The organism is Janthinobacterium sp. ROICE36, from assembly GCF_002869965.1.
GTDB lineage: Bacteria > Pseudomonadota > Gammaproteobacteria > Burkholderiales > Burkholderiaceae_D > Janthinobacterium.
This window is the reverse complement of the sequence record NZ_PEBS01000006.1, coordinates 45,577-59,153: the sequence shown is the minus strand read 5'-3', so window position 1 is coordinate 59,153 and position 13,577 is coordinate 45,577. Positions and strand designations below refer to the sequence as shown.

Below are 13,577 nucleotides of genomic sequence, written 5' to 3'. Positions count from 1 at the left end.
CATACTATTAAGAGAATAGCCCTGTCAGGGAGTTCAGGTGAATATTGCCACGGATGATCAGGCAGGCGCGCGCCATCCACTGCAGCGTGCGCGGCGCGGATCAGTGGCTCACGCCCATACTCACCAATACCTTGCCCGCCTTTTTCGATAACCTGGCCGAAGCCCTGACCCCGGGCCACCCACGCGAAAACGCCGCCAGCAACAGCAACGTGCCTGCCGTGCATGGCAATGAACGGGCACGCATGACCAATTACGGACCGGAACAGGTGATCCAGGAATACCAGATCTTGCGCGACTGCTTTGCCGCCGTCGCGCAGGAGTCCGGCATCACCCTGCGCGGCAAGGATAGGCAGGTGCTCAACGCATCGATCGATATGGGCATCCCCGAATCGATACGCGAATTTACCAGCATGCACCAAGGCTTCCGGCGCCGCATCGCGGCCGGCCTGTCGCACGACATGCGCAATCCCCTGGCCGTCATCAGCACCAGTGCACAGTTGCTGCTCAGGCCAGCGGACCCGGAACGGGTGGTATTGCTGGCGCACAAGATTGCCGAGCACAGCAAGCGGCTCGACAGCATGATCGAAGAATTGCGCGATAGTCTCAGCTACCACCGGGGCCAGCCAGGTCAACCTGCAACGGCCCGACAAATGCCAGCTCAGCGGGCAATCCATCACCGGTTGGTGGTGCGAGAACTCGCTGCGCCGCGCGCTGGAAAACCTGCTGAGCAATGCCCTCAAGTACGGCAACGACGCCCCCGTCAGTGTGCACGTGGAAGCGGTCCTTGAACGCCTGATCGTCACCGTCCACAATGGCGGCAGCGCCATCGCGCCGGAACAGGCCGAATGCATCTTCGACTACCTGCGCCGCGAGAACGACAACCCCGCGCCAGGTTGGGGCATCGGCCTGCCTTTCGTGCAAAACGTGGCCGAAAGCCACGGCGGCAGCATCGCCGTCGACAACGCTCCAGAGACGGGCACCAGCTTCATCTTCGACGTGCCCGTCGATTGCCGTCCCTTCGTCCAGCCCGCCGACGTCCCCAAGAGTGACAACTAGCGCACCAAATCGGTGCGAAGAACGGTGCGACGCCACAAAAGTGGTCATATTTACACCTGTTCGCGGCCCCGCTGTTGGCACGCTTCCTGCTGAGCTCTACATAGACACGGCTCAAGGGAAATCACAACATGGCAAATTTTTTCAATGAAATGACTGCGGATGACGTGGGGTCGGACAGCAAGGTACGTGAACACTATCGTGAATTTGACAACTGGCTGGCGCAGCAATCCCCCGAGACCATCGCCCGCAAGCTGGCCGAAGCCGACCTGACGTTTCGCCGCGTCGGCATCACCTTCGCCGTGTATGGCGACGATGCCGGCACGGAACGGTTGATACCGTTCGACACCATCCCGCGCATCATTCCCGCCGCCGAATGGGCGCAGATGCAGACGGGCCTGGTGCAGCGCGTGCAAGCCTTGAACATGTTCATCCATGACATCTATCATGGGAAAAACATCATCAAGGCGGGCATCATTCCTGCCGAGCAAATCTACAAGAATGCCCAATATCGCCCGGAAATGCAGGGTATTGCCGTCGCCTCCGACATTTACGCGCACATCGCCGGCGTCGATATCGTGCGCGCGGGCCAGGGTGAATTCTATGTGCTGGAAGACAATTTAAGGGTGCCCTCAGGCGTGTCCTACATGCTGGAAGACCGCAAGATGATGATGCGGCTGTTCCCGGAACTGTTCGCCCGCAACCGCATCGCCCCCGTCGACCATTACCCGGACATGCTGCTCGACAACCTGCGCTCCGTCGCTCCCATGGGCGTGGATGACCCCACGGTCGTCGTCATGACGCCGGGCATGTACAACTCCGCCTACTTCGAGCACGCCTTTTTAGCCCAGCAAATGGGCGTGGAACTGGTCGAAGGCAAGGATTTGTTTGTCAACGACAATGCCGTCTACATGCGCACCACGCGGGGACCCAAGCGCGTGGACGTCATCTACCGCAGGGTCGACGATGATTTCCTCGACCCGCTGGCCTTCCGTTCCGATTCCTCGCTGGGCGTGCCGGGCTTGCTGTCCGTGTACCGGGCGGGCCGGGTGACTTTGGCGAACGCCATCGGCACGGGCGTGGCCGACGACAAGTCCATCTACCCCTTCGTGCCCGACATGATCAAGTTTTACCTGTCGCAGGAACCGATACTCAACAACGTACCTACCTACCAGTGCCGCAAGAGCGCCGACCTGTCCTATGTGCTGGCCAATTTGGCCAAGCTGGTGGTCAAGGAAGTGCATGGCGCGGGCGGCTATGGCATGCTGGTGGGGCCGGCGTCCAGCCTGGCGCAGATCGAGGATTTCCGCCAGCGCCTGCTGGCCAATCCGGGCGGCTACATTGCCCAGCCGACACTCGCCCTGTCCGCCTGCCCCACCTATGTGGATGCCGGCATTGCGCCGCGCCACATCGATTTGCGTCCATTCGTGCTGTCCGGCAAGACGATTTCCATGGTGCCAGGCGGCCTGACCCGCGTGGCGCTGGGCGAAGGTTCGCTGGTGGTCAATTCCTCGCAAGGAGGGGGCACCAAGGATACCTGGGTATTGGAAGCCACAGCCGCTTTTGCGGGAGAGAAAACATGCTGAGCCGCACTGCCGATCATTTGTTCTGGATGGCCCGCTACACGGAGCGGGCGGAAAACACGGCGCGCATGCTCGACGTCAACATGCAAACGGCTATGCTGCCGCAGTCCGAGCAGGATGCGGAACAGGGTTGGCGCGCCACCCTGGGCATTTCCGAGCTGCAAAGCGCGTATGACCAACAATATGGCCGCTTCCACACGCGCGACGTGCTCGACTTCATGGTGCGCGACCCGAACAACCCGTCTTCCATCCTCGCCTGCCTGACGGGCGCGCGCGAAAACGCCCGCGCCGTTCGGGGGACGTTGACGACCGAAGTGTGGGAAATCCAGAACGCCACCTGGCTCGACATGCAGAAGCGTTTGAAAAGCAATCTGCTGGAAACGGACCCCAGCCAGTTCTTCGAATGGGTCAAGTACCGCTCGCATCTGTCGCGCGGCGTCACTTTGGGCACCATGCTCAAGGATGAAGCCATCCATTTCATCCGCCTCGGTACCTTTTTGGAGCGGGCCGACAACACGGCGCGCATCCTCGACGTGAAGTTCCACGGCGCGCGCGACACCTCGAAAGATAGTACACAGCGCGACTTTTACTACTGGGCGGCCCTGCTGCGCTCCGTTTCCGGCTTTGAAATCTACCGCAAGGTCTACCGCGACGTCATCACGCCGGCGCGGGTGGCGCAATTGCTGATGCTGCGCGGCGACATGCCCAGGTCATTACTTGCCTGCATGGATGACGTGGTGGAAAACCTCAAGCATATCCGCAACGATGTTTCCGCCGATACAGAAAGGTTTGCGGGCAAGCTGCACGCCCAGCTGAAATTCGGCCATATCGACGACATCATGAAGGCGGGCTTGCACCTGACCCTGACGGAGTTTCTGGAAAACATCTATGACCTGGGCAACCGGGTCAGCCGCGATTTCCTCGTCCCCTTGGCGGCCTGATGCAGCTTACCATCCGCCACGAAACCCATTACGCCTACAGTGCGCCGCTGGCCTACACCATCCAGCAGTTGCACCTGACGCCGCGTATCGAGCCGCAGCAGCGGGCCCTGTCCTGGCAAATCACCACGCCGGGCCGGTGCCACGCCTACACGGATGCCTACGGCAATCTATCGCACATGCTGACCATCAGCGGCAGCCATCAGTCGCTGAGTCTGGTGGCGCAGGGCGTGGTGGAAACCATTTACCCGCACAAGGGACGCCTGAACCTGATCGATACCTTGTCGCCGCTGTTGTTTACCATGCCGACAGCCCTGACGCAGGCCAACCCCGCCATCCTGGAATTGGCGGCCGCCAGCCTGCCAGACCGGCGCGTGACGGCGGGAACGGGACATTTGCTGCGCCTGGCCGAGCACATCGTGGGCATGGTGGCGTATGAAAGCGGCGCCACCATGGTCACCACCACAGCCGGCGACGCCCTGGCGCTGGGGCGCGGCGTATGCCAGGACCACGCCCATCTGTTTTTGGCTTGCTGCCACGCCTGGGGCATCCCCGCCCGCTATGTGTCCGGCTATATCGATCCGGGCACGACGGGCCATGCGGCCAGCCATGCCTGGGTCGACGCCTGGACGGAAGACACGGATTTCGCGGGCTGGGTCAGCATCGATGTCACGCATGCGCGCCTGATGACGGATGCGTATTGCCGCCTGGCCATCGGGCGCGACTACGATTCGGCGGCGCCCGTGCGGGGCGTGCGGCAGGGTGGCGGCACGGAAACCCTGAGAGTCGATGTGCAGATCGTGCCCGTGTAACCGGGCAGGAATGAGGCTGGCCGGGCCTTGCCAGCAGGTGGCAGGGCCCGGCTGGTGTAGAATGCTTCCCCTTTTGACTTGATTTACGACGATGACTTATTGCATAGGCATGCGCCTCAACGAAGGCCTGGTCTTCCTGTCCGACTCCCGCACCAACGCCGGCGTGGACCAGGTGGGCACCTTCCGCAAGATGAGCGTGTTCGAGAACCCGGGCGACCGCATGCTGGTCCTGATGACGGCCGGCAATTTGTCGATCTCGCAAGCGATACGCCAGATCGTCTCCGAACACGTGGATGCGGACGGGCGCAGCATCTGGAACGTGGCCAGCATGTACGACGCGGCGCGCATCGTGGGCGACGCCGTGCGCACCGTGTACCTGCGCGTAGCGAAGGCGTTGGCAGACTGCGGCATCGATTTCAATGTCAGCATCATTTTGGGCGGCCAGATAGGCGCCGAGCGCTGCCGGTTGTTCCAGGTGTATTCGGCCGGCAATTTCATCGAATCGCACGATGAAAACACGTATTTCCAGATCGGCGAAGCGAAATATGGCAAGCCCATCATCGACCGTGTCATCAACCCGGGCACGCGCCTGGACGAGGCGGCCAAGTGCGCGCTCATTTCCATGGATTCGACCCTGCGCTCGAACATTTCCGTCGGCTTGCCCCTCGATCTGCTCGTCTACGAGACGGGCAGCCTGGCCGTCACGCGCTTCGTCACCATCGATGAAAAGAACCAGTATTTCCGTATGATCCGCGATACCTGGGGCGAGCAATTGAAACATGTGTTCGAAGGCATCGTCGATCCCGTGTGGAATGCGGCGCCGGAAACCACCACGAACGTATTGTCGTCGGCCAACATGCACAGCAAGCCCGTGCGCGTGGCCATCCCCGACCACGTGAGCCGTGGCGGCCTGACGGTAGCGCCCCTGCAATCGCTGGCGCAACAGTCCGGCGACGACAAGCAGCATTGATCTGCCGCGCGCCGCCTGCGCGCGCTGCTGGACAAGTCGCTTTGCGCGTGCTTTTATGGCAAGATGGGTTGACATTCAATCCAGATTGACTTGAAAGGCAGGTGGCGCATGGACTTGATCACTTCCGCCGTCGTGGCGGCCATCGGGCATGGCGCACCCGGCCATGCGTCCGAGGTCGTCGCCAGCCACTATCAACGGCTCAAGCTGGCCATCGCCAAGTTCGACAGTGCCGCCGCCATCCTGGCCGCCATCGCCGCGCTGGAAGCGGCGCCTGACCATCCGCAGCTGCAACTGGCGCTGTCGGCCGCCCTGGCCACGGCAAAGGTGCCGGACGACATGGAAACCCTGTTTGCCGCGCAAGGCTTGCTCAATGCGCTGCAGCGGCCCTTCCCCCAGCTCCCCGAGGTACTAGCCGCGCCCTCTCCGGCCGACAAGAGCGCCGTCGTCTCGAACTATGCGGTGGTAAAAGTGTATTTCGCCACGGATCGCCAGCGCGACGTGGGCAAGCCGCCGGCGCAGCGCTTCAGCGGCGAACGCAACATCATGGGCGGCAACGGTCCGCTCAGCTATGGCAGTTGCGACATCAGCATCCCCCGCGACCACCGCATGGGCCAGCTGGAATCGCCGTCGCTGTGGCGCCTGGAATTTCGCGACGACCCGGCCAAGCACGTGGTGCTGTTATCCGCCGAGGTGCAGGACCGCGACAACTTCTTTGCAGCATTAACAACGCAAATCCGCGCCTCGGCCGCCAAGAGCGCCTTTGTCTTCGTGCATGGCTATAACGTGAGTTTCGAGGATGCGGCGCGGCGCACGGGACAGATGGCCTACGACCTGGGCTTTGACGGCGCGCCCGTCTTCTACAGTTGGCCATCGCGGGGCGACCTGGCAGGCTACACCATCGATGAAAACAATATCGAGTGGAGCACGCCCCATATCACGGCCTTCCTGGCCGACTTTCTCGCCAGCACCGAGGCGGCGCAAGTGTATCTGGTGGGCCACAGCATGGGCAGCCGCGGACTGGCGCGCGCCGTGGCCGACGTGCTGGCCACGCAGCCGCAACTGGCGCAAAAGATCACGGAGCTCATCCTGGCCGCGCCCGACATCGACGCGGCCATCTTCAAGCACGATATCGCGCCGCAACTGGCTGGCGCGCGCAATCCCGTCACTTTGTATGCCTCGTCGCAAGACCTGGCCCTGGCCGCCTCGAAAGCCGTGCACGGCTACCCGCGCGCGGGCGACAGCGGCGCCGGCATGCTGATCGTGGCGGGCGTGGAAACCATCGACGCCACCGGGGTGGACACGAGCTTCATGAAACATAGTTATTTTGCGGAAAAGCGCTCGGCCCTGTCCGACATGTTTTATCTGATACGCAAGCAGGCGCGCGCCGACCAGCGCTTTCTCGACCCCGTCGATACGCTCGCCGGCCGCTATTGGACATTCAAACCATGACGCCGTTCCATCCGCTGCGGCACGCATGCTAAGATACGGCCCAGAGGGTGGCAACGGGCACGGCGATGACGCCGCCAGCCGATCCCCCGCAAGCAGGCCTATCATGTTGACATCATCTTCTACACCGCAAGCCGAATCGCTGATCCGCAACACCAACGCCCGCGTCACCAAGACGCGCGTGAAGGTGCTCGACTTTTTAATGCTGCAAAGCCGTTCGCTGACCCACCATGAAATCCAGCAATCGCTGTCGCAGGACAGCGACATCGATTCCGTCACCCTGTACCGGGTGCTGGAATGGCTGACGGAAAATGAACTGGTGCACCGCATCGCGGGCGTGGACCAGGTATGGCGCTTCAGCGCCGGCGCCGGCCACCAGGCGCACGAACACGCGCATTTCCAGTGCACCAAGTGCGCCAACGTCACCTGCTTCAATGAAGTCAAGCTGCCCCCGCCTGTGCTCTTGCCGGAAGGTTTCAGCGGCGGCGAAGTCGATTATTTGATCAAGGGCCTGTGCCCGCGCTGCAAATAACCCGCTGAGGCGTAGACTAGCCGCCCGGCCCCCTTAGTGCACCCTTGCCGTGCGCAAGCCATGCAGGGTCCAGCCGTACAGGGCCGCCATCAGCAGCAGCATGGCCCCACCCAGCGCCACCACCCAGCTTTCCGGCAGCGACCACGCTGGGTCCAGCTTGCCGGCAGCCATATAGCCAGCCATGGCCACGCAGATGGCGACGATGGGCCAGCCCAGGCGGCGCCGGAAGGCGCGCACGATATCCATCTTGCCGGTGCGCATGACCTTTGCCGTGACCCAGCCATCGAAGGTATCCGTCACGCCCATGCCCACGGCAAACACTAGGCCCGTGAGCAAGGCCGGCTGCATGCCGCCCAGCGCGACGGCCGCATAACCCCAGGCGGCCGCCTGCAGGGCCGTGTCGAAGACCAGCGCGAACAGAATGCCGACGAGGATGGCGCCCAGCGGCCCGGACACGCCCCGCAGCCAGCCTGGCAGCAGCCGCCCGCGCACCTCGGCCAGTTGCGCGCCAGCCAGCACGCTGCGCGCATTCAGGCCGGCGATGAGCAGCAGCAAGGCGATGGGCAGCCACTCCAGCCAGTCAAACACGTTTTCCGAGGGAGACAATTGCCGCGCTGCCAGCGCCGCCACGGCCACGATGGCCAGCACGCAGAGGCCATGCCCCAGCGCAAACAGCGCGCCCATCCACGGCGTCCAGCGCGGCGATGCCAGCTGGCTGCGCAGGGTCAGGCCATCGACGGCGGCCAGGTGGTCCGGTTCCAGCCCATGCCGCATGCCGAGCAGAAAAATCAGCGCCAGGGCGGGCAAGCCCGCGTCCGCGCTCATGCGGCCACCTCGGCCGGACTGTCCACCTTGGTCACGCAACGGTCCAGCCCCCGCGTTAGCATATCCTGCGGCAAGTCGCGGCCGATGAAGATGATCTTGCTGGCGCGCGTCTCGCCGTCGCGCCACGGCGCGCCGAGTTCCGAGCCCATCAACATGTGCACGCCCTGGAAGACGGCGCGGCATGGCAAGTCGGCGACGTGCAGGATGCCCTTGTAGCGCATCAGCTGGGTGCCGAACAGCTGCACCACGGCATCGAGAAAGTTTTCCACCTGCAGCAAATCGAGGGGCTGGGACTGGTGGTACACGAACGATTGCACGCCGTCGCCATGGCGGTGGCCCAGTTCTCCCAGGAAATCCGGCTCCAGCTCGATGATGGCGTTCACATTGAAACCGCGGATGTTCAGGATATCGCGCAGAGGCACGTTGCCAAAGCGCACTTTCTGCAGGCTGGCGCGGCCATTGATGGCGACCAGCCGCTGGCGCAGCGCGGCCAGCTCGTCCTTGCTGACCAGGTCCGTCTTCGACAGCAGGATGCGGTCGGCAAAGCCCACCTGCTCCTGCGCTTCCCGGTGCTCGGTCAGTTGCTGCTGCGCATGGCGCGCATCGACCATCGTCAGGATGGCGTCCAGCAGGTAAAACTCGCTGATTGAGGGCTCCGCAAAGAAGGTTTGCGCCACGGGGCCAGGCGCGGCCAGGCCCGTCGTTTCGATGATCACGTGGTCGAAGGCGATGCTCCCGGCTGCGCGCTTGGCCTGCAATTCACCGAGGATGCGGATCAAGTCGCCGCGCACGCTGCAGCAGATGCAGCCATTGTTCATTTCCACGATCTGCTCGTCGCTGTCCTGCACCAGCAAGCCATGGTCGATGCTTTCAGCGGCGAATTCATTTTCAATCACGGCGATGCGCACGCCGTGATCGCCCTGCAATATGCGTTTGAGCAAGGTGGTCTTCCCGCTGCCGAGAAAACCCGTGATGATGGTGACGGGGATGAGTTCTGTCATAGTGTGTTCCTGTTCAAGGTTAATCTTCGAGTTCTTCCATGCGCTGCCACTGGGGAAACGGGTCGGGCAGCGTGCGCCAGGCAGCCATGCCCTGGCGCGTTTCCGTATAGTTGAGTTGACATTTTTTCAAATCCGCCTCGATGGCGGCCTGGTCCATGTCCTGGCCGATGAAGACGAGCTCCTGGTAGCGGTCGCCGTACGTTTCACTCCAGCCCGCTTTCATTTCCGCCAGGGAAGCCGCATCCGTAGGCCAGCGCTCCCTGGGCACGGACGCCCACCACAGGCCCACGGGCTCGATATTCATCAGCTTGCCCGCGCCGGACAGGCTGGCCACCCATTCTGGTCGGCTGGCCAGCCAGAAATAGCCCTTGCTGCGCACCACGTCCGCTATCGGCTGTGCAATATAGGCGTGCAAGCGCTGCGCATGGAATGGTTCTTTGGACCGGTAGACGAAGCTGGCGATGCCATACGTTTGCGTTTCCGGCGTGTGCACGCCGGCCAGCTCCTGTGCCCAGCCCGGCATGCTGGCCGCCTGTTCCAGGTCGAACAAGTTCGTGCCGAGAATGGCATCGAGCGGCACGACGGACTGGTTGGTTTCGATGATGCGCGCGCCGGGATTGAGGGCTTTTAAAACGGCCAGCACGCGCAGGCGCTCGGCCGCATCGACCATATCAACCTTGTTGAGGACGATAACATTGGCAAACTCGATCTGCTCCGTGAGCAAGTTGGCCAGTTGCCGGTCATCGCCCTCGCCTGCAATCTCGCCGCGCTGCTCCAGGCTGTCTTCGCTGTGAAAGTCCGTCAGCAGGTTGGCGCAGTCGACCACGGTGACCATGCAGTCGATGCGCGCCACATCGTTCAGGCTGGCGCCGTGCTCATCCTCGAAGTCGAAGGTGGCGGCCACGGGCATCGGCTCGCCCACGCCCGTCGATTCGATCAGCAAATAATCGAAGCGGTCTTCCGCGGCCAGGCGCCGCACTTCCAGCAGCAAATCGTCGCGCAAGGTGCAGCAGATGCAGCCGTTGGACATTTCCACCAGTTTTTCTTCCGTGCGCGACAGGGCCGCGCCAGCCGCCTCGGCGCTATCCTTGACCAGCGAGGCATCGATATTGACTTCGCTCATATCGTTGACGATGACGGCCACGCGCTTGCCTTCGCGGTTGCGCAGTATGTGGTTGAGCAAGGTGGTCTTGCCGGCGCCGAGAAAGCCGGACAAGACGGTGACGGGGAGTTTGCTCTGTGGCATGGTTAATCCTTGGGCTTGGTGAGTTCGGAATGGTCGATGTATAGGCAAGTCGATTGCATTTGCGAATTATAATGCAAGTCGATTTCATTTGTGCGGCATTCATTTGGCACCATCTTCAACGTACTACAGTGGCACTTCGGCGGCCATGCTATCGGAGCAAGCGCCTGGCCGCGGAAAAGCCCAACTCTCACAGCACCAAGGAATCGATGATCTTACGCAGCTATACCATGCTTCTTGCAGCACACATTTTGATGACCGGCAGCGCCATTGCCGCAGACATAAAACCCCCGATCAAGCACTCTATTTACTTTAATCACCGCGCGCCGGAGGGGGAAAACATCCGCTCGGATAAGGCGTTAAACGATCCCCGCTTCAGCGGCGCGCAAATCGTCTACACCTGGCGCAGCCTGGAGCCGGAACAGGACCGCCATGATTTTTCGGCGATTCGGCACGACTTGCGCTATCTGAATACAATCGGAAAAAAACTGTGAATACAACTGCAGGAAAAATCCTTCACGCCACGCCATAATGTGCCGGACTACTTGCGCACTGATCCCCTGTATCAGGGCGGCATCCTCAAGCAAAGCATGCTGTCCGCGCCAGAACGCGACCCGCGCAAGCCGGTGACGGATGATGAATACGGCTGGTCGGCAAAAATGTGGGAAGCGCCGGTGCGCGAACGTTATCAACGCTTGATCCGGGCGCCAGGCAAGGAATTTGAAGGGAAGATCGAGGGCATCAATTTCAGCGAAAGCTCGATCGAGATCGGCGTCGAAGATAGCAAGGGAAATACGATTTTCCCCGACGATTTCAAGCCGCAGCACTATGTGGATACCATCAAGTGGCAACCTGCGCCAGATCAATCCGCGTACCGGGAAGAAAAATTCGGTGAAAGATTTGCTCGATTTTTCCCGCAATTACCTGGGCCTGGACTATATTTTCTGGGTAGAAGACGAGCCATACTTTAGCAATGCAGTGCTGAAACAGCTGCCGGCGCATTGATACGCTGTCATGGTGGCGTCATATCCCCGCGTTACAGTCGCGTCCTTTGAATCTTTCCGAGGGCGGTAATGAAAACAAATTGGGTCATGCTGGCGGCGCTGGCAAGTGTGGGCTTGGTCGGCTGCAACGGCGGCGCGACGACGGCGCAGGTCATTCCAGAAGGCACGACGGTCAGCGTGGCGCTGCTGGAAACCACCGATATCCACTCGAATGTCCTGAGCTACAACTATTACGCGCTGGCCGAAGACACCAGCCTGGGCCTGGAGCGCACCTCCACACTGATCCAGGCTGCGCGCGCGGAAAATCCGAACAATGTGCTGCTCGACGATGGCGACGTCATCCAGGGCACTTTACTCGCCGACCTGCAGGCCGTGGCTGCGCCCGTGCCCTGCTCCGGCACCTTGGCCGTGCACAAGGCCATGAACGCGCTGAAATACGATGCGGGCGGCATGGGCAACCACGAATTCAACTATGGATTGGCTTACCTGAGCCAGATCACCAACACGGATTTCGGCATACCTGGCGTCGCCAAGCCGACGGGTAGCTGCGGCGCGCCCGCCTTCCCTTCCGTGCTGAGCAACGTCGTCGGCGTGGCCAGCGGCAAGCCCATCTTCCAGCCCTACACCCTGCTGCCCCGCGATTTCACGGCCGTGAAGCCAGACGGCAGCAAGCTGAACGTGAAGATCAATGTGGGCGTACTGAGCTTTGTGCCGCCACAAATCCTCGAATGGGATCAGAAAGTGCTCGCCGGCAAGGTCAGCGTGACGGGCGTGCAGGAAGCGGCCAAGCAATATGTGCCGGAATTGCGCAACAAGGGCGCCGACCTCGTCGTGGCCCTGTCGCATGGCGGCCTGGACACCAGCGCCTATAGCCCGAAGATGGAAAACGGCAGTTATCACCTGACCAGCACGGGCATCGATGCGCTGATGATCGGCCACTCGCACTTGATTTTCCCGAAAGGCAAGGAAGACGGCGCGGCCGCGGTGGACGCCTCGTTTGCCGCCTTCCCGGCCGGCGCGAAGATCGACGCCGAAAATGGCTTCGTCAACGGCGTGCCGACCGTCATGGCGCAAAGCTGGGGCCGCCGCCTGGGCATCATCAAGCTGACGATGGTGTATCAGGGCGGACGATGGGTGGTGCAGCCGGCCAAGACGACGGTGGAATCGCGCGGCTTCAAGTACACCGATGGCAAGACCCTGGTGAAAGCCGACCCGGCCATCGCGCCGCTGGTGGCCACCGAGCACGCGGCCACCATCGCCTACGCCAAGCAGCCACTGGGCATCAGCACGGATTTCGAAATGTCGGCCTACTTTGCGCTGGTGGGCGACGTCAGCGCTATCGAGCTGGTGAACCAGGCGCAGCTCGATTATGTGAAGAACTTCATCGCCACCAGCACGGATGCCACCCTGTCCAGCTACAAGAACATCCCCGTCATCTCGTGCAGCGCACCGTTCAAGGCGGGCCGCAACGGACCATCGGACTTCACGGACGTGGCCGCGGGCGCGACGCCGGCCGCGCCAATCGGCTTGCAGGTACGCAATCCGGGCGACTTGTATTTGTATAGCAATAACAACCTGCAAGCCGTCAAAATCAAGGGAGCGGACTTGAAGGCCTGGCTGGAAACGTCGGCCAAGCAATTTGGCCAGATCGACCCAGTCAGTACGGCTGAGCAAGACCTGGTGCCGTCGTATGGCACGATTTACAACTACGACGTGTTCTATGCGGAAAACAATACGCTCACGTACCAGATCGACGTGACGAAAAAGCCGGGCAGCCGCATCGTCAACCTCACGTACCAGGGTGCACCCGTGGCCGATGGCGATGATTTCATCGTTGCCACCAACGACTACCGCGCCGGTGGCGGCGGCGCCGTGCCTGGCATCGATGGCAGCAAGACCATCATCAAGTCGCCCGATGCGAACCAGGCCGTGGTCAGCAACTACCTGGCGTCGCTCAGCACCAAGGGCGGCAAGGTGACCCTGGCCAACAATGGCAGCGCGCGCAGCTGGAGCTTCGTCAAGACGGCCACGGCCGGTCCCGTGATCCTGCGCTCGGCGCCGGGCCATCTGGCGCTGGCGCAAAGCAGCGGCATCGCCAATGTGGCGGCTGAAGGCGGACTCGACGCCAGCGGTTTCGCCAAATACCGCATCGACCTGAGCAAATAAGGTG

14 protein-coding genes are annotated in these 13,577 nt (G+C 61.9%); 11 read left to right on the top strand and 3 right to left on the bottom strand.

Annotated elements, in window-relative coordinates; all coding sequences use genetic code 11:
• The first annotated feature begins 53 nt into the window (after positions 1-53).
• From CSZ94_RS04150 to CSZ94_RS04115, 8 genes are all read left to right on the top strand, one after another.
• On the top strand, positions 54-788 hold the full coding sequence (locus CSZ94_RS04150; RefSeq protein ID WP_102120355.1) for a histidine kinase dimerization/phospho-acceptor domain-containing protein: 735 nt from the start codon (positions 54-56) through the stop codon (positions 786-788).
• Positions 673-1,056, top strand: a complete 384-nt coding sequence (locus CSZ94_RS27890) for a sensor histidine kinase (protein WP_308410534.1) — start codon at positions 673-675, stop codon at positions 1,054-1,056. Before CSZ94_RS04150 ends, CSZ94_RS27890 begins: the two co-directional genes overlap by 116 nt.
• 128 nt (positions 1,057-1,184) lie before the next feature.
• Complete coding sequence (locus CSZ94_RS04140) at positions 1,185-2,639, top strand: circularly permuted type 2 ATP-grasp protein (RefSeq protein WP_102120353.1); 1,455 nt, start codon at positions 1,185-1,187, stop codon at positions 2,637-2,639.
• On the top strand, positions 2,633-3,577 hold the full coding sequence (locus CSZ94_RS04135; protein WP_102120352.1) for an alpha-E domain-containing protein: 945 nt from the start codon (positions 2,633-2,635) through the stop codon (positions 3,575-3,577). The genes CSZ94_RS04140 and CSZ94_RS04135 overlap by 7 nt, the downstream gene beginning before the upstream one ends.
• Positions 3,577-4,386, top strand: a complete 810-nt coding sequence (locus CSZ94_RS04130; protein WP_102120351.1) for a transglutaminase family protein — start codon at positions 3,577-3,579, stop codon at positions 4,384-4,386. Before CSZ94_RS04135 ends, CSZ94_RS04130 begins: the two co-directional genes overlap by 1 nt.
• Positions 4,387-4,477: 91 nt before the next feature.
• Positions 4,478-5,356, top strand: coding sequence for a peptidase (locus CSZ94_RS04125; RefSeq protein ID WP_102120350.1), 879 nt, complete (start codon positions 4,478-4,480; stop codon positions 5,354-5,356).
• Between the two features lie 108 nt (positions 5,357-5,464).
• Entirely contained in the window at positions 5,465-6,805 is a 1,341-nt protein-coding gene (locus CSZ94_RS04120) for an alpha/beta hydrolase (RefSeq protein ID WP_102120349.1), read from the top strand.
• Between the two features lie 103 nt (positions 6,806-6,908).
• Positions 6,909-7,334 carry a Fur family transcriptional regulator gene (locus CSZ94_RS04115; protein WP_102120348.1) on the top strand — a complete coding sequence of 142 codons (426 nt, stop codon included), beginning with the start codon at positions 6,909-6,911 and terminating at the stop codon, positions 7,332-7,334.
• 33 nt (positions 7,335-7,367) lie between these two features.
• On the opposite strand, the gene CSZ94_RS04110 is transcribed toward CSZ94_RS04115, so the two are convergent.
• From CSZ94_RS04110 to CSZ94_RS04100, 3 genes are read right to left on the bottom strand one after another with little or no spacing between them, the layout of a single operon-like run.
• Positions 7,368-8,159, bottom strand: a complete 792-nt coding sequence (locus tag CSZ94_RS04110) for a HoxN/HupN/NixA family nickel/cobalt transporter (protein WP_102120347.1) — start codon at positions 8,157-8,159, stop codon at positions 7,368-7,370.
• The gene (locus tag CSZ94_RS04105; RefSeq protein ID WP_102120346.1) at positions 8,156-9,160 is read right to left on the bottom strand and encodes a CobW family GTP-binding protein; all 1,005 of its coding nucleotides are present in this window, start codon (positions 9,158-9,160) and stop codon (positions 8,156-8,158) included. Before CSZ94_RS04105 ends, CSZ94_RS04110 begins: the two co-directional genes overlap by 4 nt.
• Before the next feature lie 19 nt (positions 9,161-9,179).
• Positions 9,180-10,406: a GTP-binding protein gene (locus CSZ94_RS04100; RefSeq protein WP_102120345.1), complete on the bottom strand. Its 1,227-nt coding sequence runs from the start codon at positions 10,404-10,406 to the stop codon at positions 9,180-9,182.
• 206 nt (positions 10,407-10,612) lie between these two features.
• Here CSZ94_RS04100 and CSZ94_RS28260 point away from each other — a divergent pair, with 206 nt between their 5' ends.
• The 3 genes from CSZ94_RS28260 to CSZ94_RS04090 all read left to right on the top strand — a co-directional run bounded on the left by CSZ94_RS28260 (position 10,613) and on the right by CSZ94_RS04090 (position 13,573).
• Positions 10,613-10,897 (top strand): hypothetical protein, encoded by a 285-nt coding sequence (locus tag CSZ94_RS28260; protein ID WP_219725961.1) that lies wholly within the window; start codon positions 10,613-10,615, stop codon positions 10,895-10,897.
• Between the two features lie 51 nt (positions 10,898-10,948).
• Positions 10,949-11,374, top strand: a complete 426-nt coding sequence (locus CSZ94_RS28255) for a hypothetical protein (RefSeq protein ID WP_219725960.1) — start codon at positions 10,949-10,951, stop codon at positions 11,372-11,374.
• A gap of 102 nt (positions 11,375-11,476) precedes the next feature.
• A complete protein-coding gene (locus CSZ94_RS04090; RefSeq protein ID WP_102120344.1) occupies positions 11,477-13,573 on the top strand; it encodes a bifunctional 2',3'-cyclic-nucleotide 2'-phosphodiesterase/3'-nucleotidase in 2,097 nt (698 codons plus the stop codon).
• The last annotated feature ends 4 nt before the right edge of the window (positions 13,574-13,577 follow it).